General features: G+C 46.2%; 18 protein-coding genes. 9 read left to right on the top strand and 9 right to left on the bottom strand.

Features of this window, described 5'->3' with window-relative positions; translation table 11 throughout:
* Positions 1–218 precede the first annotated feature (218 nt).
* Positions 219–587, bottom strand: a complete 369-nt coding sequence (locus QUA78_RS22325) for a Lin0512 family protein (protein ID WP_172193088.1) — start codon at positions 585–587, stop codon at positions 219–221.
* A 388-nt stretch (positions 588–975) separates the two neighbouring features.
* Between QUA78_RS22325 and QUA78_RS22330 the strand changes: the two genes are divergently transcribed.
* A complete protein-coding gene (locus tag QUA78_RS22330) occupies positions 976–1,890 on the top strand; it encodes a branched-chain amino acid transaminase (protein ID WP_333303543.1) in 915 nt (304 codons plus the stop codon).
* A gap of 187 nt (positions 1,891–2,077) precedes the next feature.
* Here QUA78_RS22330 and fghA read toward each other — a convergent pair whose 3' ends face one another.
* Together fghA and QUA78_RS22340 are read right to left on the bottom strand one after the other, a co-directional pair.
* Positions 2,078–2,932: an S-formylglutathione hydrolase gene (gene fghA, locus QUA78_RS22335; RefSeq protein ID WP_333303542.1), complete on the bottom strand. Its 855-nt coding sequence runs from the start codon at positions 2,930–2,932 to the stop codon at positions 2,078–2,080.
* A gap of 199 nt (positions 2,933–3,131) precedes the next feature.
* Positions 3,132–4,241: an S-(hydroxymethyl)glutathione dehydrogenase/class III alcohol dehydrogenase gene (locus QUA78_RS22340; RefSeq protein WP_333303545.1), complete on the bottom strand. Its 1,110-nt coding sequence runs from the start codon at positions 4,239–4,241 to the stop codon at positions 3,132–3,134.
* 78 nt (positions 4,242–4,319) lie between these two features.
* Between QUA78_RS22340 and QUA78_RS22345 the strand changes: the two genes are divergently transcribed.
* From QUA78_RS22345 to QUA78_RS22360, 4 genes are all read left to right on the top strand, one after another.
* The gene (locus QUA78_RS22345; protein ID WP_333303541.1) at positions 4,320–5,003 is read left to right on the top strand and encodes an SDR family oxidoreductase; all 684 of its coding nucleotides are present in this window, start codon (positions 4,320–4,322) and stop codon (positions 5,001–5,003) included.
* Between the two features lie 144 nt (positions 5,004–5,147).
* Complete coding sequence (fni, locus tag QUA78_RS22350) at positions 5,148–6,197, top strand: type 2 isopentenyl-diphosphate Delta-isomerase (protein WP_333303540.1); 1,050 nt, start codon at positions 5,148–5,150, stop codon at positions 6,195–6,197.
* A gap of 287 nt (positions 6,198–6,484) precedes the next feature.
* Entirely contained in the window at positions 6,485–8,305 is a 1,821-nt protein-coding gene (sppA, locus tag QUA78_RS22355) for a signal peptide peptidase SppA (protein ID WP_333303539.1), read from the top strand.
* A gap of 137 nt (positions 8,306–8,442) precedes the next feature.
* The gene (locus tag QUA78_RS22360) at positions 8,443–8,565 is read left to right on the top strand and encodes a hypothetical protein (RefSeq protein ID WP_333303538.1); all 123 of its coding nucleotides are present in this window, start codon (positions 8,443–8,445) and stop codon (positions 8,563–8,565) included.
* Between the two features lie 103 nt (positions 8,566–8,668).
* Here QUA78_RS22360 and QUA78_RS22365 read toward each other — a convergent pair whose 3' ends face one another.
* Positions 8,669–8,938 (bottom strand): GlsB/YeaQ/YmgE family stress response membrane protein, encoded by a 270-nt coding sequence (locus QUA78_RS22365; protein WP_333303537.1) that lies wholly within the window; start codon positions 8,936–8,938, stop codon positions 8,669–8,671.
* A gap of 299 nt (positions 8,939–9,237) precedes the next feature.
* Here QUA78_RS22365 and QUA78_RS22370 point away from each other — a divergent pair, with 299 nt between their 5' ends.
* Entirely contained in the window at positions 9,238–10,425 is a 1,188-nt protein-coding gene (locus QUA78_RS22370; protein ID WP_333303536.1) for a tetratricopeptide repeat protein, read from the top strand.
* 124 nt (positions 10,426–10,549) lie between these two features.
* Here QUA78_RS22370 and QUA78_RS22375 read toward each other — a convergent pair whose 3' ends face one another.
* Entirely contained in the window at positions 10,550–11,260 is a 711-nt protein-coding gene (locus tag QUA78_RS22375) for a carbonic anhydrase (protein WP_333303535.1), read from the bottom strand.
* Between the two features lie 367 nt (positions 11,261–11,627).
* Here QUA78_RS22375 and QUA78_RS22380 point away from each other — a divergent pair, with 367 nt between their 5' ends.
* Entirely contained in the window at positions 11,628–12,443 is an 816-nt protein-coding gene (locus QUA78_RS22380; protein WP_333303534.1) for an MOSC N-terminal beta barrel domain-containing protein, read from the top strand.
* Positions 12,444–12,462: 19 nt separating this feature from the next.
* Here the strand turns inward: QUA78_RS22380 and ylqF are convergent, their stop codons facing one another.
* Both ylqF and QUA78_RS22390 read right to left on the bottom strand, forming a co-directional pair.
* Complete coding sequence (gene ylqF, locus QUA78_RS22385; RefSeq protein WP_333303533.1) at positions 12,463–13,317, bottom strand: ribosome biogenesis GTPase YlqF; 855 nt, start codon at positions 13,315–13,317, stop codon at positions 12,463–12,465.
* A gap of 172 nt (positions 13,318–13,489) precedes the next feature.
* Complete coding sequence (locus QUA78_RS22390; protein ID WP_333303532.1) at positions 13,490–13,903, bottom strand: universal stress protein; 414 nt, start codon at positions 13,901–13,903, stop codon at positions 13,490–13,492.
* Between the two features lie 184 nt (positions 13,904–14,087).
* On the opposite strand from QUA78_RS22390, the gene QUA78_RS22395 reads away from it, so the two are divergent.
* The gene (locus QUA78_RS22395) at positions 14,088–15,287 is read left to right on the top strand and encodes a phosphoglycerate kinase (protein ID WP_333303531.1); all 1,200 of its coding nucleotides are present in this window, start codon (positions 14,088–14,090) and stop codon (positions 15,285–15,287) included.
* 191 nt (positions 15,288–15,478) lie between these two features.
* On the top strand, positions 15,479–16,195 hold the full coding sequence (locus QUA78_RS22400) for a pentapeptide repeat-containing protein (RefSeq protein WP_333303530.1): 717 nt from the start codon (positions 15,479–15,481) through the stop codon (positions 16,193–16,195).
* Positions 16,196–16,421: 226 nt separating this feature from the next.
* Here QUA78_RS22400 and QUA78_RS22405 read toward each other — a convergent pair whose 3' ends face one another.
* Both QUA78_RS22405 and QUA78_RS22410 read right to left on the bottom strand, forming a co-directional pair.
* Positions 16,422–17,153: a response regulator transcription factor gene (locus QUA78_RS22405; protein ID WP_445302379.1), complete on the bottom strand. Its 732-nt coding sequence runs from the start codon at positions 17,151–17,153 to the stop codon at positions 16,422–16,424.
* A 247-nt stretch (positions 17,154–17,400) separates the two neighbouring features.
* Positions 17,401–18,744: an EAL domain-containing response regulator gene (locus QUA78_RS22410; RefSeq protein WP_333303529.1), complete on the bottom strand. Its 1,344-nt coding sequence runs from the start codon at positions 18,742–18,744 to the stop codon at positions 17,401–17,403.
* Positions 18,745–19,278: the final 534 nt, after the last annotated feature.

A 19,278-nucleotide genomic window follows, 5' to 3' on the forward strand; every position in this document is an offset into this window, starting at 1 on the left:
TTATCATTATTATTCCATAATATTTCTATCCCAAGAGGTATTGACAAAATCTACTCCCTTCTAACTTGTTACCAATGAGATCTCCGGGGCACCCTACAACTTAGTCTAAATTAATCATTTTTTAACAGACAGGCGTTCCATCCCCGATCGCGGAAACAAGGAAGTGCGATCGGGCGATCGTACTTCACCGCAGATTTATTCAAACAATACAAAATTAATTAGTCTTCAGTTTCCACAAAAACACTCACAGCCGCCACAGCGATTAGCATTTCATCATTTTTATCATTCAGAGAAGCGATCGCCCTGCCTGCCACAATCATGCCCCCTTGCTCCACAATCAGAGTTTTGCTGCCAAAAGGTAGCACCGCCAACACCTCCTCGGCCCGCACTTGTTCCGGGTAAGGAACAGCCACCTTAACCTCAACAATCATCTGATTGGGGTCGCTCAAACCAGCCACTTCCCAGACGCCTAGGAGAGCATTATTGGCGATCGCATTCCGTACAGCCCTTGCACAGGCTACAGTCGGTTCCTGCCCGTGCTGGTCTATACCCATCCCCATTTCAATGATGAAACATTTGCGTGCCATAGTTGCCCCTTGGTTGATTTTTGTTTGTAGTCGATCGCACTTTTTCCCAAAACAATTATCAACCAAACAGACCGCTCTTGATATTATTTTATAAATAGATATAACCAGATAATAATCCCAGTTAAAAAAAACAATGCAACTGTGCGCGATCCAAACTTATAGCAGTTCTCAATCTTGGTGAGGTATGCCCTATGCCCTATGCCCTATGCCCTATGCCCTATGCCCGCTTATCGAGAGCACCTCATGTTACTGAGAAAGGCTATATATCGAATCAGTCATTTCCAATTCTTCAATTCTTTAATCTCAAATCTAAAATGGTATAACTTATGGTAATATAACCAAATTCACCATTCCTCGCGGACTGCAAAACTCATCGCCAGCTTGAATCATGGATAGTTTTCTGCCAATTGCCTACTTTCAAAACCAATTTCTCCCATTTACCGACGCCAAAATTTCCATAGCCACCCACGCACTGCACTACGGAACCGGAGTTTTAGGCGGGTTGCGGGGAATTCCCGACCCCCAAAATGCCGATCGAATCTTGCTATTTAGATTAGACCGCCACTGTCAAAGATTAAGTCAAAGTGCCAGATTCCTCCACTGCGATTTACCAGCCAGCAAAATCCAACAAATAATTATTGATTTTGTCCAGAAAAACCAACCCACAAAATCATTTTATATCCGCCCTTTCGTCTACACATCCAGTTTAGGAATTGCCCCCCGACTGCACAACGTAGAAACCGACTTTTTTGTTTACGGATTAGAACTCTCAGACTATTTGCCCAAACAAGGAGTCAACTGTAGAATTAGCTCTTGGTACCGCCAAGAAGACCGCAGTTTGCCCTTAAGAGGTAAAATTAGCGGTGCTTACATCACGTCAGCTTTAGCCAAAACAGAAGCAGTAGAATCCGGCTTCGACGAAGCAATTATGATGAACACTCAGGGAAAAGTCAGCGAAGCTTCAGGAATGAACATATTTGTCGCCAGAAACGGTAAATTAGTTACTCCCGGTTTCGATCAAGATATTCTCGAAGGAATTACCAGAGACAGCGTTATAACTATCGCTAGAGACTTAGGAATTGAAGTCATAGAAAGACCCGTTGATAGATCGGAACTGTTGATTGCAGACGAGATTTTCCTCTGCGGAACCGCCGCCAAAATTACGCCAATTAACCGAGTTGAAAACTATCAATTGCCCAAAAACCGACCCATCACCGAAAAGATTTTGGACAAACTAACCGGGATTATCGAAAATCGCGACAGCAAGTATAAAGACTGGGTATTTCCGATCGATCTTAATTAACCGAAAATACCTGTCGTAGAAGCGAGTTCACTCGTTACCAGGCAGAGCCTGGTAAAGCAGATCGGGAGGCTCTGCCTCCACATTTCATGGCAGCCATTCGAGGCAGAGCCTCTGGATATCGGTTCCCAGGCAGAGCCTAAGAACCAGTTGTTGTGGAGCAGGCATCTTGCCTGCTTCCTGCTAGGAACTACCCGCACAAAACAGCAGCATGATGCCGAATGTGATCCTCCATAAAACTTGCTATAAAATAATAGCTGTGATCGTAACCTTCCTGCATCCTTAAAGTTAGCGGCTGTCCCGCTTTTCCACAAGCTTCCGCGAACACTTCCGGCAACAACTGCCCATCAGCAAGAAACGAATCAGCCGTCCCGCAGTCAATCAGAATCTGGCGGTTATATTGCGCTGCCACAACCAATTCGCTAGCATCCCAAGCCCTCCAAATATCTTGGTCGCTGCCGAGGTAGTTTGCCAACGCTTTTTGTCCCCAAGGGCAGCGCATTGGCGCGGAAATAGGCGCAAAAGCGGAAACTGAAAGATAGCGATCGCCATTTTTCAAAGCGCAAATTAACGCCCCGTGTCCGCCCATCGAATGACCGAAAATCCCTTGTTTTTCCGGTATCGCTGGAAAATTTTCGGCGATTAAATTCGGCAATTCATCAACCACATAACTGTACATTCGATAGTGAGCCTTCCAAGGTGCGGCTGTCGCATCCACATAAAAACCCGCACCACTTCCTAAATCCCAATCGTCATCTTCCCCAGGAATGCCAGTCTGGCGCGGGCTAGTGTCGGGCGCAACCAGCATTAACCCGTATTTTGCCGCAAATTGTTGCGCTCCCGCTTTTGCCATAAAGTTCTCTTCTGTGCAGGTTAAACCTGATAGAAAATATAGGACGGGTACGGGTTGAGATAAAGCTTGCGGGGGCTGGTAAACAGCGAATTTCATCTCACTCTTGCAAGCGGAGGATTGATGACTGTAAAAGCCGAGTTTGCCACCGAAACTTTTATGTTCTTTGTGCAGTTTTAGGGATTCTGATATCATATTAATTCTATTTCTTTTGTGAATTAGATTTTTTTTATTAACCGCAGAGGGCGCAGAGGACGCAGAGGAAGAGAGAATAGAGAAAATAAAAGTTATGGTGCGCATTACGCACCTTACCGCTTAATCTTGCATCTTCCCTCGAACCTCTATCGGTTAAATCCCATACATCGATTGTTGCCGAACTTCTTACTTCAAAAAGTCAAAAAGTCAAAACTGTACGAATTACTTCACCTTTGTGCATTAAATCAAAGGCTTCGTTAATTTGGTCGATCGGCATTACCCGAGATACCAGACTGTCAATATCAATTTTACCGTCCATGTACCAATCAACAATCTTAGGAACATCAGTTCTGCCTTTTGCCCCCCCAAAAGCCGTGCCTTTCCAAACTCTGCCAGTTACTAGCTGAAACGGGCGGGTACTAATTTCTTGACCCGCTCCCGCTACCCCGACAATTACGCTCACACCCCAACCTTTGTGGCAGCATTCCAAAGCTTGACGCATCACATTAATGTTGCCGATACATTCAAAACTGTAATCAGCTCCGCCTTTGGTTAAATCTACTAAATAAGGCACTAAATCGCCTTCCACTTCGCGAGGATTGACAAAGTGAGTCATGCCGAATTTTTCCGCCATCTCTCGCTTGTCGGGGTTCAAGTCTACGCCGACAATCATGTTAGCTCCCACCATACGAGCCGCTTGAATTACATTCAAACCCACGCCGCCCAAACCGAAAACTACCACATTAGAACCAGGCTCTACTTTCGCCGTATTGATGACAGCGCCGATGCCAGTTGTTACGCCGCAGCCGATCAAACAAACTTTATCAAAAGGAGCATCTTCGCGAATTTTTGCTACCGCAATTTCTGGCAATACTGTATAATTAGCGAAGGTAGAAGTTCCCATGTAATGGTAAAGTTTCTGCCCATCTATAGAAAACCTACTCGTGCCGTCGGGCATCACTCCCTGGCCTTGAGTCACGCGAATTGCTTGACAGAGATTTGTTTTGCGGCTCAAACAATATTCGCAGTTGCGGCATTCGGGAATGTAGAGAGGAATTACCCGATCGCCCACTTTGACACTCGTTACTCCCGGCCCAACTTCTGCGACAATCCCGGCTCCCTCGTGGCCTAAAATAGCCGGAAACAAACCTTCAGGATCGGCGCCGGAAAGAGTGTAAGCGTCAGTGTGACAAACACCCGTAGCTTTAATTTCCACCAGCACCTCTCCAGCCCTCGGCCCATCCAGATCCACTGTTTCAATGCTCAAAGGTTTGCCGGCACTGCGAGCAACTGCTGCTTTTACTTTCATGCTTTCTCCCTGCGATCGATTTGTCAATTGACCAGTCAATATGTATTGTATTACTTAATGTCAAAATTCAGCAAATCTATGACAAAATTAATTGTAATTACCGGAGTTAGTCGCGGTCTTGGTCTTGCCATGACCGAAAAGTTTATTGAATTGGGACATAGAGTTGTGGGATGCGCCCGTTCTTCCGAAGCGGTGGAAAAACTCAACCAAAAATATAGTACGCCCCACCATTTTACTTGTTTGGATGTCACCAACGACGAGCGAGTAAAAGCTTGGGCAACAGAAATTATGGCAAAAAAGGAGCCACCCGATTTGCTCATCAACAATGCAGCTTTAGTCAACCATCCCGCACCGCTTTGGTTAGTCAGCAGCGAAGAATTTTCCCAGCTAATAGATGTTAATATTAAAGGTACGGCTAATGTAATTCGCCACTTTGTCCCGGCAATGATTGCTCGAAAAAACGGCATAATTGTCAACTTTAGTTCTGGTTGGGGAAGGTCAACTTCGCCGGAATTTGCGCCCTATTGCGCTTCTAAGTGGGCAATAGAAGGACTTACGCGCTCGCTCGCTCAAGAATTGCCCGCAGGTATGGCAGCAGTTTCTTTGAATCCGGGGATAATTCACACGGATATGCTGGACATTTGTTTCGGCGAAGATGCGGCAAGTTACACATCAGTCAAAGCCTGGGTGCAAAAAGCAGTTCCTTTTTTACTCAAGTTAAAACCTTCCGATAACGGAATGCCGCTGACTGTTCCTGGATAATACAGCAACCCTGGCAGGATTTGCGAACATCTCTCTTTTCTTCTCCTCTGTGCCCTCTGCGCTCTCTGCGGTTCATTAAAAAATTCAAAAATGAAATAAAATTGCTATATTCCCAAATCACAACTCTTTCCCCAAATAGCCACTGTGAACTTGCCGCTAACCTCCCCGTCGCAAACCGAAACCCGCAAAGCAGACCACCTGCGGATCTGCCTCGAAGAAGACGTACAATTTCGCGAAACTACCAGCGGCCTCGAACGCTACCGTTTTGAGCACTGCTGTTTGCCAGAACTCGATCGCACGGAAATCGATTTAACCTCCACATTTCTCGGCAAAAAACTAGCCGTTCCCCTGCTAATTTCCTCAATGACCGGCGGCACAGAATTAGCCCAGACAATCAATTATCGCCTCGCCGATGTCGCTCAAGAATACAAACTGGCAATGGGAGTCGGTTCCCAGCGAATCATCGTAGAACAACCTCAACTAGCTCCTACATTTGCCGTCCGGCGCCGCGCTCCAGATATTCTGCTATTTGCCAATATCGGAGCCGTTCAATTAAACTACAATTATGGTTTGGAAGAGTGCCAAAAAATTGTTGATATTTTAGAAGCAGACGCACTAATTTTGCACCTCAATCCGCTGCAAGAGTGCGTTCAAACCGAAGGCGATACTAACTTTAAAGGACTGCTAGATAAAATTGCCACATTGTGCGATAAATTACCAGTACCAGTTATTGCTAAAGAAGTCGGCAACGGTATTTCAGGAAAGATGGCACAGAAATTGCTCGCCGCCGGGGTAGGTGCGATCGACATTGCCGGGGCCGGAGGTACTTCTTGGGCAAAAATAGAAGGAAAGCGAGCTAAAGATGGCAAGCAGCGCAGGTTGGGCGCAACCTTTGCCGACTGGGGAATACCGACAGCCGAGTGCATTGTCAGCACCCGCGCCGTAGCGCCGGATGTTCCTCTGATTGCCTCTGGAGGCTTGCAGAATGGGTTGGATGCAGCGAAAGCCCTCGCCCTCGGCGCGGATATTGCGGGACTGGCGCGGCCGTTTCTGCAAGCGGCAGCGGAATCGGAATCAGCCGCAGGCGTTCTAGCTGAGGTCTTAATTGCAGAAATCGCCACAGTGATGTTCTGTACGGGCTGCGGTAATTTGGATGAGTTAAAACATTCTGGGGTTTTGGAAAGGTTAAGATAAAAGTGAGTCAGCAGTCAACAGTCATTAGTCAGCAGTCAACAGTCATTAGCTAATAACTAACGACAGCGGATAATTGCTAAATCCTAGTTGCAGGAATTACCAATAATATCGTTTCCGCTGGTATCGGAATAATATTTTTCCGAGTGCAGTGCGAGCGACCCGCTCGCACGCTCGGTATCGTTCCGCTATAAGCGGATTCGATCTAACTAATAACTAATGACTAAGGACTAATGACTAAGGACTAATGACTAATAACTAATGACTAATTACCAATAACCAATTATCTAATGAGAGATTTCCTAAAATATACCTGTGCAAGTTTGCTGGGAACCTTCCTCGGATTGTTGCTGCTGGGCAGCATAGGATTAGGGGGACTGGTACTGCTAATTGCTGTCGCGGCATCGTCGTCTAAAGATTCAGGCCCGCAAGTTAAAGATAAGTCTGTATTGGTATTAGACCTTTCTTTAAATATCACTGACAGCAAACCGAGCCGCAGCACTAGCGCGGCGATTGAAGAAGTGCTTTCGGACGATTCCGGCGATACAGTGACGCTGCGGACTGTTTTAGACGCGATCGAATCTGCGAAAAAAGACCCGAAAATCGTTGGCATTTATCTCGAAGGCAGCTCAGATTCGAGCAGCAGCGGGTTTGCCAATCTCAAAGAAGTTCGATCGGCATTGCAGCGTTTCCGAGATGCCAAAAAACCCATTTTTGCTTACCAGATGGACTGGACAGAGCGAGATTATTACCTCGGTTCCGTTGCTAATACAATTGCAATCAACCCTTACGGGGCTTTGGAACTCAACGGTTTTAGCAGTCAGGCAATGTTTTTCACCGGTGCTTTGGAGAAATACGGTCTGGGAGTCCAAGTGACTCGTGTCGGCAAATACAAGTCAGCCGTTGAGCCGTTTTTGCTCACAAAAATGAGTCCCGAAAATCGCCAGCAAACTCAAAAGTTGCTCGGAGATATGTGGGGAGAATACCTGAAAACTGTCGGGCCGAACCGTAAAGTGACTGTTCCGCAACTGCAAGCGGTTGCAGATAAGGGCGGAACTTTGATGGCTGACGAAGCTCTCAAAAGCAAGTTAGTTGATAAAGTTGTATACTTTGACGAAATTGCGAGCGAACTTAAAAAACTTACAGGAACCGATCGCGAACACAAATCTTTCAAGCAAATTAGTTTGAAAAACTACGCCAGAATTGCTGACGATAAAAACTCAACTCGCGCTGACAAGAAAAACCAAATTGCTATACTTTACGCCGAGGGAGAGATTGTAGACGGGGAAGGGGGCCCGACTCAAGTAGGAGGCGATCGCATCGCTCAAGAAATGCGGAAAATCAGAGAAGATGACGACGTAAAAGCAGTTGTTTTTCGGGTCAACAGTCCCGGAGGCAGCGCGACGGCGGCCGAAGTCATCGGGCGCGAAGTTATGCTGACGGGCAAAAAGAAACCAGTTATCGTTTCGATGGGCAATTTAGCAGCTTCCGGCGGCTATTGGATTGCGATGGGTTCCAGCCGCATTTTTGCCGAACCCAATACGATTACGGGTTCTATCGGCGTTTTTGGAATGCTGTTCAACGCCCAAAAGTTGGCTGCTAACAACGGCCTGACTTGGGACGTTGTGAAAACCGGCCGCTTTGCGGATACTAACACGGTTTCCCGCCCGAAAAATCCTGAAGAATTGGCGAATATTCAGAGAATAGTCGATCGCATTTACGATCGATTTATTACTAAAGTCGCCGACTCCCGCAAACTGCCGAAAAACAAGGTACAAGAAATTGCTCAAGGCAGGGTGTGGTCGGGTACGGCCGCGAAACAGTTGGGTTTAGTCGATGAAATTGGCGGCCTTGAAGATGCTGTCACAGAGGCGGCGAAGCAAGCTAAACTCGGCGACGATTGGCAGTTGGAAGAATATCCAAAACGCCGCAGTTTCGAGGAGCGAATTTTGGAAAGACTTTCAGGCGTTCGCGTTTTGAAACCAGCCACCAAACTCGACCCACTGACTGCTGAAGTTAAGAAAATGCAGGATGAATTGGCTGCGATCGAGTCGATGAACGACCCGCAGGGGATTTATGTTCGCTTGCCTTTCAATTTGCGGATTGATTAATTAATTGATACCAAATCCGGGATTTTTACCCCTTTATTCTTCAGTCCCCCTCAGCTCGCACTGAGAGGTTGCACCATTCTCAATAAGCCTTTTGCGGGCGGGTTCTCCTGCCCACCCCCCAATAAAAGGCACTTTTTGTGGAACAGGCATCTTGCCTGTTCTTGAGAATGGTGCAAGATGTGAGTTCTGACGAAAGTTTGACTCTTGAGCCGTTTCAACCGCTGAGTCCGATCGGGGTTTTTAACGCGGATTTGGTATGAGTAGGCTGAAGCACCCTACAAACCACTGAAAAACCCGGTTTCTTATAGAAACCGGGTTTATGAATACCCTAAAAGTCGATCGACTGGGAATTGGCAATATTTGTTATGCAGCACGCTGAGTTAACAGTCCCCAGATGAAAAGTAGAACGATCGCACCTATGACGGCAAAAGCTATGCTGGGTAGAGTCAATGCTCCGAAGGATGCTCCCCCGCTAGTCCCCACGAACATTTGACCTAGATAACCTCCCACTAGCGCGCCCAAAATTCCTAAACCTGTTGTGGCCAGAAAACCGCCACCTTGAGTTCCCGGATAAATGGCTTTGGCGATCGCACCGGCAATCAGTCCTAAAACAATCCAAGCAATAATTCCCATTTCTCTTTCTCCTGAATCCTTAACTTTTCTCGTGCCTTGTCTTATGTTCTTAGAATAACAACCCCTATCCCGCCCTTACCTCTACCGCAGGGATGAACTGAGAGTGGTAGGATTTCTCATGAATCGTCGGAGTTTGAGGCTTTTTAATATCTCAAAAGAGTTAACCCAATTTTTCTAGGGAAAAAAGGTACTTATGCCCAAGGCAAAAGGGAAATAGGAGAATTTTTTCAGGGGCTTTTTGTGTTTTACTGGTTAAAAAAATTACAATATTTCTGTGAAATAAGGAAAGTTTGCGCCCGATGGATCTGACTCTGTGCATGATTGTGAAGAATGAAGAGGCAACACTGTCGCGGACTTTGGACAGCGTTAAGGGTGTTGTTGACGAAATGGTGGTGGTAGATACGGGATCGGGCGATCGCACCCGTGAAATCGCCCGAGAATTCGGGGCGAGGGTTTATGACTTTGAGTGGTGCGACGACTTCGCAGCGGCGCGCAACGAGTGTCTGAAGCACGCCCAGGGCGACTGGATTTTGGTGTTGGATGCCGATGAGGTGTTGGTACCGGAGATTGTACCTCCAATTAAGCAGGGCATTCAGAGCGATCGGCTGCTCCTAATAAATCTCATCCGCCAAGAAATCGGTGCCTCTCAATCTCCCTATTCCTTAGTGTCTCGATTGTTTCGCAATCGCCCCGACATCCGCTTTTCTCGCCCTTACCACGCAATGGTAGACGACAGCGTGGCTGAGATTTTGCACAGGGAACCAAATTGGAAAATAGCTTCTCTCCCCGATGTGGCGATTTGGCACTCTGGTTATCAAAAAGATGCGATCGCAGCAAAAAGTAAATTCCAAAAAGCTCAAGCAGCAATGGAACGCTATATCGCTTATTATCCAAACGATGCTTATGCTTGTAGCAAATTAGGCGCTTTGTATGTAGAAACAGGGCAAATTGGGCGGGGAATAGATTTATTAACTAGGGGCTTGACTGCTGCGGCAATTGATGATTCTATTCTTTACGAACTCAACTATCATTTGGGAATTGCTTACCGCCAGCAGCAGCAATTTGTTAAAGCCAAAGAACACTATCAAGCGGCAATTAATACAGATGTGATGCCGGCGCTCAAGTTGGGCGCTTACAATAATTTGGGCAATTTGCTCAAAGATGAAGGAGATTTGAAATCTGCTGAAAAAGCTTACAAAGCAGCTTTAAAAATTGACCCCAGTTTTGCCACAGGTCACTACAATTTGGGACTGACGCTGAAGGCAGCCGGAAATTTAGCAGATGCGATCGCCTATTACCGACAAGCGATTAAAATCGATCCCGAACACGCGGAAGCTCATCAAAACTTGGCAGTAGCGCTGCTGAAAATTGGCAAAATGCCAGAGAGTTTAGCAGAATTCAAAAGAGCGATCGCCCTTCACGAACAGCGCCGCCCCTTTGAAGCAGAACGCCTGCGCCGGGGACTGCAAGAAATGGGTTTAATCTAAACTTGGATATCTACTCGATCGTTACCTAGTAATTTGTAGGGGCAATCCCCGGTGGTTGCTCCTCGATGCCCAAGGGTAGGCACTCTTGGCACTACCCTACAACTTCTGAAAATTACCAGCAAAATCAAGCAATTATCTCTACTTTGCCGCTATCCAAATCGTAGCGGCCCCCAACAACTTTAAGCTTGCCCGCTTTGACTGCTTCAGCTAAAATAGGCGACGAGGATTGTAACTTATTTACATTCATTTTCACATTAGCTCTGACTGCGTTATCCCACGCATCGCCCCCTTGATTTTTTGTGGTATCAACTGCGGGTTTAATCGCCGCCACCAAAGTGCTAATGTGACCCGGCACAGCTTTGCCATCTAAAGCTGCTTTAACAGCACCGCAGCGTTCGTGCCCCAGAATTACTAATAGTGGCACGCCTAATTCTAAGGCCGCATATTCTATATTTCCGAGAACCACATCGTCGAGAAAATTGCCAGCTACTCGAATATCAAATAAATCCCCCAATCCTTGGTCGAAAATAATTTCTGGAGCAACCCTCGAATCAGAACAGGCCAGGATGGTTGCAAACGGATGTTGACCCTGTGCTACTTCTACAATCCGCGATCGAGCTTGGTCGGGAAATGTTCGCTTTTGCTCAATGTAGCGTTGATTCCCCTCCATCAATTTCTTGAGAGCACCGTCGGGAGTAATGCCAGAGATTGCCTCTGCCTTTGCGGCTTGGGCTTGCAAAAGCGCTGGTGTAAAGCTTGCCGCCAGCATCCCTGCACCAGCCTTCAACATTAAATTGCGTCGCGAAATCATACTTTTTCTTCCGCTTTCAGTCATTGCTTGCAACTCGGTTTAATTTTGGGTATTTTCTAGCATAAGATATACCACAAGCTGAACCCTACTTCTTTACTTTTTTTTTACAAGTAGCTCCCGCAAAATTTAAACTTAAAAATTCAAAAAAGTTGCCCCTTTCTATTTCAGATTTTATTTCCTAAAGGCAACTGCGGTCATCCTTCTGCCGGCAGGGGATGCTAAAATGTATCTAAAACCAATACTTCGGACAGTTTTTGATTGCCAACCGTAGGATAAAGGCTTCAAGGCGATTCGGCAAGTTCGCTACCAACGGAAAATCGCGGGTTTCAGACTACCAACTAAAAACTGTCGGGACTATTGTAAAACTACAATTATTTATCAATGGATCGAAATGTCTTACGTCGCCAGTATTCATATCTATCCGGTCAAGTCCCTTGACGGCATAGCTGTCAGTCAAGCAACTATTCTTGCCAGCGGAGCTCTAGAAGGCGATCGCTCTTTTGCAATCTGCGATGAAGCAGGAGAATTTGTTAACACTAAGCGCAACAGCGGAGTCCATTTTCTGCGCTTATCCTTTGACATCCAAAAGAGAATGGCCGGCCTGAAAATACAAGACACCGAACAAGAAATTTTTTTTCATGTAGATAGAGAACGCCCAGGGATAGAATATTGGTTGAGCAACTACTTCGGTTTCCCCGTCAAGTTAATGGAAAACTTGCTCACAGGCTTTCCCGACGATACCGCTGCGCCCGGGCCAAGCATAATAAGTACCGAAACAATTGCTGAAGTTGCATCTTGGTTTCCGAGAGTTTCCGTTAACGAAATGCGCCATCGCTTGCGAGCTAATATTGAAATAGGAGATGTCCCGGCTTTTTGGGAAGACCAACTTTTCTCAGAAGCGAATGAATTTGTCACGTTGAAAATAGGGACTGTAATATTTGAAGCTATTAATCTCCGTCACTCCTGTATCCGATGTACGCAAAATTATGCCGCGAAAGCAGCCGATACAAATTTTCAAAATCTACTAAAAGCCAAGCAGAAGGAAATCATGCCTGACTTGGTAAAGAGAGGGTCTTTAAATCACTTTAGTCGACTGATAGTTAGTATGCGAGTCTCGGGTCAAGCAGCGGGAAAAATATTACAGATAGGAGATGAAGTTCAAATTAGTAGCGCGAGCAAATCCCTCTTTAATACCATTCCTGATTAGTTGTATGGCACGAGTCTTATCAAGCCGGCGGCAACTCCAAAGTAAGCTGACCCAACACACCCGTTCTAAAATCGTTTAACATTTGCCGCGCCGTTCGTTCGACATCTCCTTTATACCTGTCTTTTGCTATCTCGTGCAAATAATCTTCACCATTACTAGATGCTGCATCTAATTTATACCTGGATTTGAAACCAGATAGTGATATCAACGTGTCATCAGCCGCCTCCAGCCCTAGGAGCAAATCTACCATCGCTGCTGCTACTACCTGATTGTCGTAAGCTGCTTCGCCAATATCTTCGCAAATAGCTAATTTGAGCGCATTTTCTTGATTGTTAATGCGAGTGGGAATCACTCCGGGGGCGTCTAATAATTCAATTTCGTCAGAAATGCGAATCCATCGGAGCGATCGAGTTACTCCAGCTCTGCGGGCACTGTCCACCACTCTCCGCCCTAACAGCCGATTAATTAAAGCAGATTTTCCGACATTTGGAAAGCCCATCACCACTGCGCGGACTGGACGGGGCAGCATACCTCGATCGAACCTTCTTTGATTTAGCTGCACCCCAGCATTCTGCACGGCATCCGCCACAGCGTCTACTCCTTGACCGTGCTCGGCATTAGTAAAATAGGCAGTTTCTCCCTGGGCCTCAAACCATGTTTCCCACGCCTCGCGCGATCGAGCTGTAATCATATCCATGCGGTTAATGACCAATACTCGCGCCTTGCCGCCCACCCAACTCGGCATTTGGGGGTGGTAAGTAGCTAATGGAATGCGGGCATCTCGGACTTCGAGCACCACATCTACCCGCTTTAGCTGTTCTTTTAATGCCCGTTCAGCTTTGGCAATGTGACCGGGATACCAGTGAATTTTCATTAGTTATTAGTTATTAGTTATTAGTTATTAGTTATTAGTTATTAGTCATTAGTCAGTTGGCAGTTGGCAGTTGGCAGTTGGCAGTTGGCAGTTGGCAGTTGGCATTCAACCAATAACCAATAACCAATAACCAATAACCAATAACCACTGACCACTGACTAATGACTAATGACTAAGGCACAATCAAAACTGAACAAGGAGACAGATTGATCACCCGATTGGTAACGCTGTCAGACGCCCCATCATCGGTTAAACCCATCCCCCGACAGCCCATCACAATCAAATCGGCCCCAATTTCGTCAGCCACATCACAAATCGTGAAAGCCGGTTTGCCTTCTCGCTCAATGATTTCAGCTTCGATTCCCTGCTGGGAAAACATCAATTGGGCCTCAGACAGCAGTTTGGCGACTGCTTCCGGGGAACTCATCACCTCTGACTGTGGGGTGGCACCCTCCTCGGCTGGGGGTTCGACTACCGAAAGAATAACTAAACGAGAAGTGTAGGTTTTCACAATATTGATAACCTTTTCCGCGGCTTCGCGGGCTTCTCGGCTTTGATCGACAGGAAATAAGACAGTCTTGAACATAGTGCGCATCTCCCGGACGCGGACTCCGATAAAATGTTTACGTTGAGCCAATCAGTGCCGTTTGTTTCATCTTCCGTTTTTTGTACGGACGCGGTTGAATGCGTCCGAGGCCCCAAGTGCAAGTGACCAGTGCCGCCATTTCAACGGAATTAGACAAAAACACACATATTAGGAGGTTAATCCTGTGACCAAAAAAACTGTAGCAAATTTATCGGCATCGGACTTATCGGGCAAACGGGTATTGGTGCGGGCGGACTTTAACGTGCCGCTCGACAACGGCAATATCACCGATGATACTCGCATCCGGGCTGCTCTGCCGACAATTCAAGATTTAGCGTCCAAGGGTGCTAAGGTCATTTTGTGCAGCCACTTCGGGCGTCCCAAGGGTGTGACGGAGAAGTTGCGCTTGACGCCGGTTGCTAAGCGGCTGTCGGAATTGTTGGGCAAAGAGGTCAAAAAGACTGACGACTGCATCGGCGATGAAGTCGCTGCTACAGTGGCCGCGATGCAAGATGGCGATGTAGTTTTGCTGGAAAATGTCCGCTTCTACCCAGAGGAGGAGGCAAACGACCCAGAATTTGCTAAGAAGTTAGCTTCTGTGGCCGATTTGTATGTCAATGATGCTTTTGGTACGGCTCACCGGGCTCACGCTTCTACTGAGGGCGTTACTAAGTATCTGAGTCCTTCTGTGGCTGGGTTTTTGATGGAGAAGGAACTGCAATATCTCGGCAGTGCGATCGACAATCCCCAGCGTCCTTTGGCTGCTATTATCGGCGGTTCTAAGGTTTCTAGCAAGATTGGAGTCATTGAAAAACTGCTGGAAAAGTGCGACAAACTGCTGTTGGGCGGCGGCATGGTTTTCACGTTCTACAAAGCTCGCGGCTTGAACGTTGGCAAGTCTTTGGTGGAAGATGACAAGCTGGAATTGGCTAAGTCTTTGGAAGCTAAGGCGAAGGAACGGGGAGTTACTTTTCTGTTACCTACTGATGTGGTAGTTGCTGATAAGTTTGATGCGCAGGCTAACACTCAAACTGTCTCTGTGGAAAGCATCCCGGAAGGTTGGATGGGTTTGGATATCGGTCCGGATTCAGTAAAAACTTTCCAAGATGCTTTGGCCGATTGCAAAACTGTAATCTGGAACGGGCCGATGGGCGTGTTTGAGATGGAGAAGTTTGCTGCTGGAACTGAAGGTATTGCTCGTTCTTTGGCTGGACTTACTCAAACTGGTACTACCACAATTATCGGTGGTGGTGACTCGGTGGCGGCTGTGGAACAGTTGAATTTAGGCGAACAAATGAGCCACATTTCCACTGGTGGCGGTGCTAGTTTGGAACTGCTCGAAGGTAAGGAATTGCCTGGTGTTGCTGCTTTAGATGAGGCTTAATTAAGTTAAGTAGGGCGGGCTTGGCCCGCCTTGCTGTAAGCAGGTCTAAATCCTTGGCTGCGAATCAGTTTTTTGGGGATTTACCGCAGAGGGCGCAGAGAACGCAGAGCAAGAGAAAAGAGAGAAGGACATGGGTTTAACTTCTACAGTTTGCTAGTATAATTAATCCGAAGTAGCAGTGAGGTTTGTTTGTGAAACTTAAAATCTTGGCAACTGTAACGGCAAGTTTAGCTTTGTTTTGGCTTGCAGCTCCCGTTAAAGCTCAAAATTCAGATCATGTCAGGCAATTGCTGGAAAGTAATGAGTGCGAAGGCTGTGACTTGAGAAATGCTGATTTATTCAAGGCTAGCTTGTACAGAGCTAATTTAAGAGGAGCAGATTTAAGCGGAGCAAATCTCTATGAAGCTAATTTGTTAGAAGCGGATTTAAGTGATGCTAATTTGTCTAACGCTAATTTAATCAACGCCGAGATGTACGGTGCTGAATTGAATGGTGCTAATCTGCGAAATGCGGATTTGTCTAATGCTTTTTTGGGCCGAGCGAATCTGACGAGTGCGGATTTGCGCGGTGCTAAACTTTTTAATGCGAATCTGGGTGAAGCTTATCTGTTACAAGCTAATTTGTCGAATGCCGATTTGAGGCGATCGCTGCTGTTTAGGGTTAATTTAAACCGTGCGAATTTAAGCGGAGCGGATATGTCTTTCGCGGATGTGCGCGATACTAATTTGCAGAATGCTATTTTGTCAAATACTAGGCTTCCTAAGGCTCAATTGAGCGGTACAAATATCGATGCGGCTAATAACGTGCGGCAGGCTGATTTGGAACGTGCCAACTTGCGGGGTACGAATTTGGGACCGGGGGTTTGCGTGATAACTAATTTTCCTTATTGTGTTTTGAATTTGGAATAATCGGCCTGCTGAGTGCGTCAGCCGCGATTAATTTGGCAGTTACGGGAGTTTTTGACTGGCTGGCGCGCCCTAGGTTTATATCATGTCCGCCTAAATGCCAGTCATTGCAAAGTTTACGACAGCAGAGGCAAGCAATCTTAAGCCCCTGGGATTGCTTCACTTCACTTCGTTCCGTTCTCTTGGGACATATCGTAAGTAATTTGCCGGACATGATATCAGAGCTGAGCTAAGTTTGCGGTGGTTTGTATCCGTTTTCTAGGGCAAATCTCACAAGCTGAGCCCGATTTTCTAGCTGTAATTTGCTGAAAATGCTGCCTAAATGAGCTTGCACAGTCCGGGGACTAATAAACAGCCGATCGCTAATTTGTTTGTTAGTATAACCCTGAATAACTTCCCAAAAAACTCTTTCCTCGGCTGGTGTTAAAGGCAAAGGTGCAGGTGCTGGCAATACTGCCACAACTTTTGGCTCCACTGCCGTAGCGGTAGAAGTTTGAAGCAATCGCACAATCTCGGCGTGAATGCGGTGAGAGCGCTCTAACTGCGCCTTCACCTTAGCTAAGATTTCTTCAGAATGAAAAGGTTTTACCAGATAATCGTCAGCGCCGATCGAGTGACCTTCAACTTTTGACTCAATCTCGCCTTGACCTGACAAAAATATAAACGGCACCAACTGTCCCAAACGTGTAGTTCGCAAGCGGCGGCAAAACTCAAACCCGTCCATTTCCGGCATCATGACATCTGAAATTACCAAATCTGGGGGGGCGTTCTCAAAAATCGAGAGCGCCTCAAGCCCAGAATTAGCGCATTCAACCCGGTATCCCTGGCTTTCCAGGTACATTGCTAAGACTATTTGACAGTCTGCTTCGTCGTCCACTACTAATATTCTTTCCATGACAGGCTTGCACCAAATCCAGTTGGACAGTTCTTGAAACTGCGGCTCCCAAAGTAGGAACTTCAATTAGTTTACCTGCTCCAACTTGATAAAAGCTCGCAATTTCAAAACGCCACAATTGCTCCCATAGTCGAATTACGGGCGCGATTGCATAAAATGCTAAGAAGTTAAGGAATGTTGGGCTAAAATTTCCTTCTTCAATTCATCTCTCCAAAAAAGCTACAACTTTTTATGATAGAACGTCAACTTTTATGCATAAAATCCAAGGTAAAAGAAATAATTTTTTTGTATTATACAGAAATATTCGTGATACTTAAACTATTCCTAGACCAGACATTGAAAGGTTTTTAGATTTTTCTGGTTCGGACACAGGTACAAAAGGGACAACGCGAGCAGGTGCTGCTGGGGGCTGCGCGAACAAACCCGGGTCGGCAACCAACATACTTTCAATTATCGCTGCTGGTTCGGGGCGGCTGAACAGATACCCCTGCATGATATCGCACTGATGTTGTTTCAAAAAATCTAGTTCTGCTTCTGTTTCTACTCCCTCAGCAATTACTGTCATATTCAAACTATGACCCAGTAAAATTACTGCTGTAGTAATAGCAGCATTTTGAGTATCTTCATTGGCATTACGGACGAAAATTCGATCGATCTTTAAACTGTCAAAAGCAAATTGCTTGAGATATCCTAAAGTAGCGTAACCGGTGCCGAAGTCGTCAATAGCAATCCGAATTCCTAGAGCTTTAAGTTGGTTTAAAGTAGCGCCTGCTACTGTCGCATTTTCTACCAAAGCGCTTTCGGTCATTTCTAATTCTAAATTAGCAGGCTCCAAGCCTGTAGTTTCCAATATTTGCACGATTCGCGCCTTGAGTTCCGGGTCGGACAACTGCCGGGCCGACAAATTTACTGATATTGTAAAGGGCGAAAACCCTGCAGCCAGCCAACTAGCGGCTTGAGCGCAAGCTGAAAGCAGTACCCACTCCCCAATCTGAATAATTAAACCTGTTTCTTCTGCTAAGGGAATAAATTCTCCGGGAGAAATTATACCTCGATCGGGATTTTGCCAGCGCACTAAAGCTTCGGCGCCGATAACTTGGCCGGTAGCAATATTCACCTGGGGCTGATAGTATACCTGAAACTCACCTTGTGCCAAAGCATGGCGCAGCAAAGCTTCGAGAGCAAACTTTTCAGGAGAGAGAGTCGTAACCTTGGTCGAGTCGTTAACTAAATCTTTGAGTCTGGCTTCTGCTTGGTGAAGCGCAACTGTCAGCGGTTGAGTAATAGTTTGCCGTTTCAAGACGCGAGAAGCAATCGCTCCCAGCAATTCAGCCTTGGTAAACGGCTTTGTCAGGTAATCGTCGGCTCCCAATTCCATCCCCCGACGAAAATCCGTTTTGTCACTTTGAGCCGTGAGGAAAATAAATGGAATTGTTGCAGCTAGCGAGTTTTGCCGCAGAGTCCGCAACACGTCATAACCGTCGAGTTCCGGCATCTGCACGTCGCACAAAATTAAATCAGGTATCTCCGAAAGTGCCATCTGCACCCCTACTCGACCGTTTTCGGCCGCAATGACCCGGTAGCTGTGAGATTCCAGGAGTTGCAGAAGAGTTTCCCGGATTAATTCGTCGTCTTCAATCACCAAAATTTTGAGCATGATAATTAGATAACAGATGGCACTATATCTCTGAACCTGACTAACTCTAGCATACTCAAACTAACGAATTAGTAATTCGGCCAATTAGCCAATAAATGATTAGCCAAATGGCTGAATTTTTTCCCTCGGTTCTTAAGTCACAATAAAAGAACTGCCCAAATAGGGAAGAGTTCGATATCTTTCAAGAGCAGAAAACTGCTGCGCCCGACTCGTTTGATAAACTTTTATTACAAAATAACCGTAGTTTCTCATAAAAAAATGCCACCAACACTGTCACTGCGCGGATGGTCGCAATCACTCAGGCAATCACTTATATGATGTCCGGTTAATTGCTCATAATTAGCCCGTGTTTGTAATTAGGACTTTGGTTTCGTCTCGATGGATGAATCAGGAGGCAGCCTCCTGACCCCAAAAACGGATACTTGCCAACAGCAACAGTCGTGGAGAGATCAAACTTTTAGACCCTAGTTTAAGCTCCCAGATTCATCTGTGAAGTAAATCTAAAATCTACAATCTAAAATCTACAATCGACTG

Source organism: Microcoleus sp. K4-B3 (genome assembly GCF_036704615.1).
Classification (GTDB): domain Bacteria; phylum Cyanobacteriota; class Cyanobacteriia; order Cyanobacteriales; family Microcoleaceae; genus Microcoleus.

Excerpts from the sequence above, each read along its gene's own strand:
- QUA78_RS22325 (WP_172193088.1), bottom strand. The coding sequence starts at position 587 with ATGGCACGCAAATGTTTCATCATTGAAATGGGGATGGGTATAGACCAG.
- QUA78_RS22330 (WP_333303543.1), top strand. The coding sequence starts at position 976 with ATGGATAGTTTTCTGCCAATTGCCTACTTTCAAAACCAATTTCTCCCA.
- fghA (WP_333303542.1), bottom strand. The coding sequence starts at position 2,932 with ATGATATCAGAATCCCTAAAACTGCACAAAGAACATAAAAGTTTCGGT.
- QUA78_RS22340 (WP_333303545.1), bottom strand. The coding sequence starts at position 4,241 with ATGAAAGTAAAAGCAGCAGTTGCTCGCAGTGCCGGCAAACCTTTGAGC.
- QUA78_RS22345 (WP_333303541.1), top strand. The coding sequence starts at position 4,320 with ATGACAAAATTAATTGTAATTACCGGAGTTAGTCGCGGTCTTGGTCTT.
- sppA (WP_333303539.1), top strand. The coding sequence starts at position 6,485 with ATGAGAGATTTCCTAAAATATACCTGTGCAAGTTTGCTGGGAACCTTC.
- QUA78_RS22365 (WP_333303537.1), bottom strand. The coding sequence starts at position 8,938 with ATGGGAATTATTGCTTGGATTGTTTTAGGACTGATTGCCGGTGCGATC.
- QUA78_RS22370 (WP_333303536.1), top strand. The coding sequence starts at position 9,238 with ATGGATCTGACTCTGTGCATGATTGTGAAGAATGAAGAGGCAACACTG.
- QUA78_RS22375 (WP_333303535.1), bottom strand. The coding sequence starts at position 11,260 with ATGACTGAAAGCGGAAGAAAAAGTATGATTTCGCGACGCAATTTAATG.
- QUA78_RS22380 (WP_333303534.1), top strand. The coding sequence starts at position 11,628 with ATGTCTTACGTCGCCAGTATTCATATCTATCCGGTCAAGTCCCTTGAC.
- ylqF (WP_333303533.1), bottom strand. The coding sequence starts at position 13,317 with ATGAAAATTCACTGGTATCCCGGTCACATTGCCAAAGCTGAACGGGCA.
- QUA78_RS22390 (WP_333303532.1), bottom strand. The coding sequence starts at position 13,903 with ATGTTCAAGACTGTCTTATTTCCTGTCGATCAAAGCCGAGAAGCCCGC.
- QUA78_RS22410 (WP_333303529.1), bottom strand. The coding sequence starts at position 18,744 with ATGCTCAAAATTTTGGTGATTGAAGACGACGAATTAATCCGGGAAACT.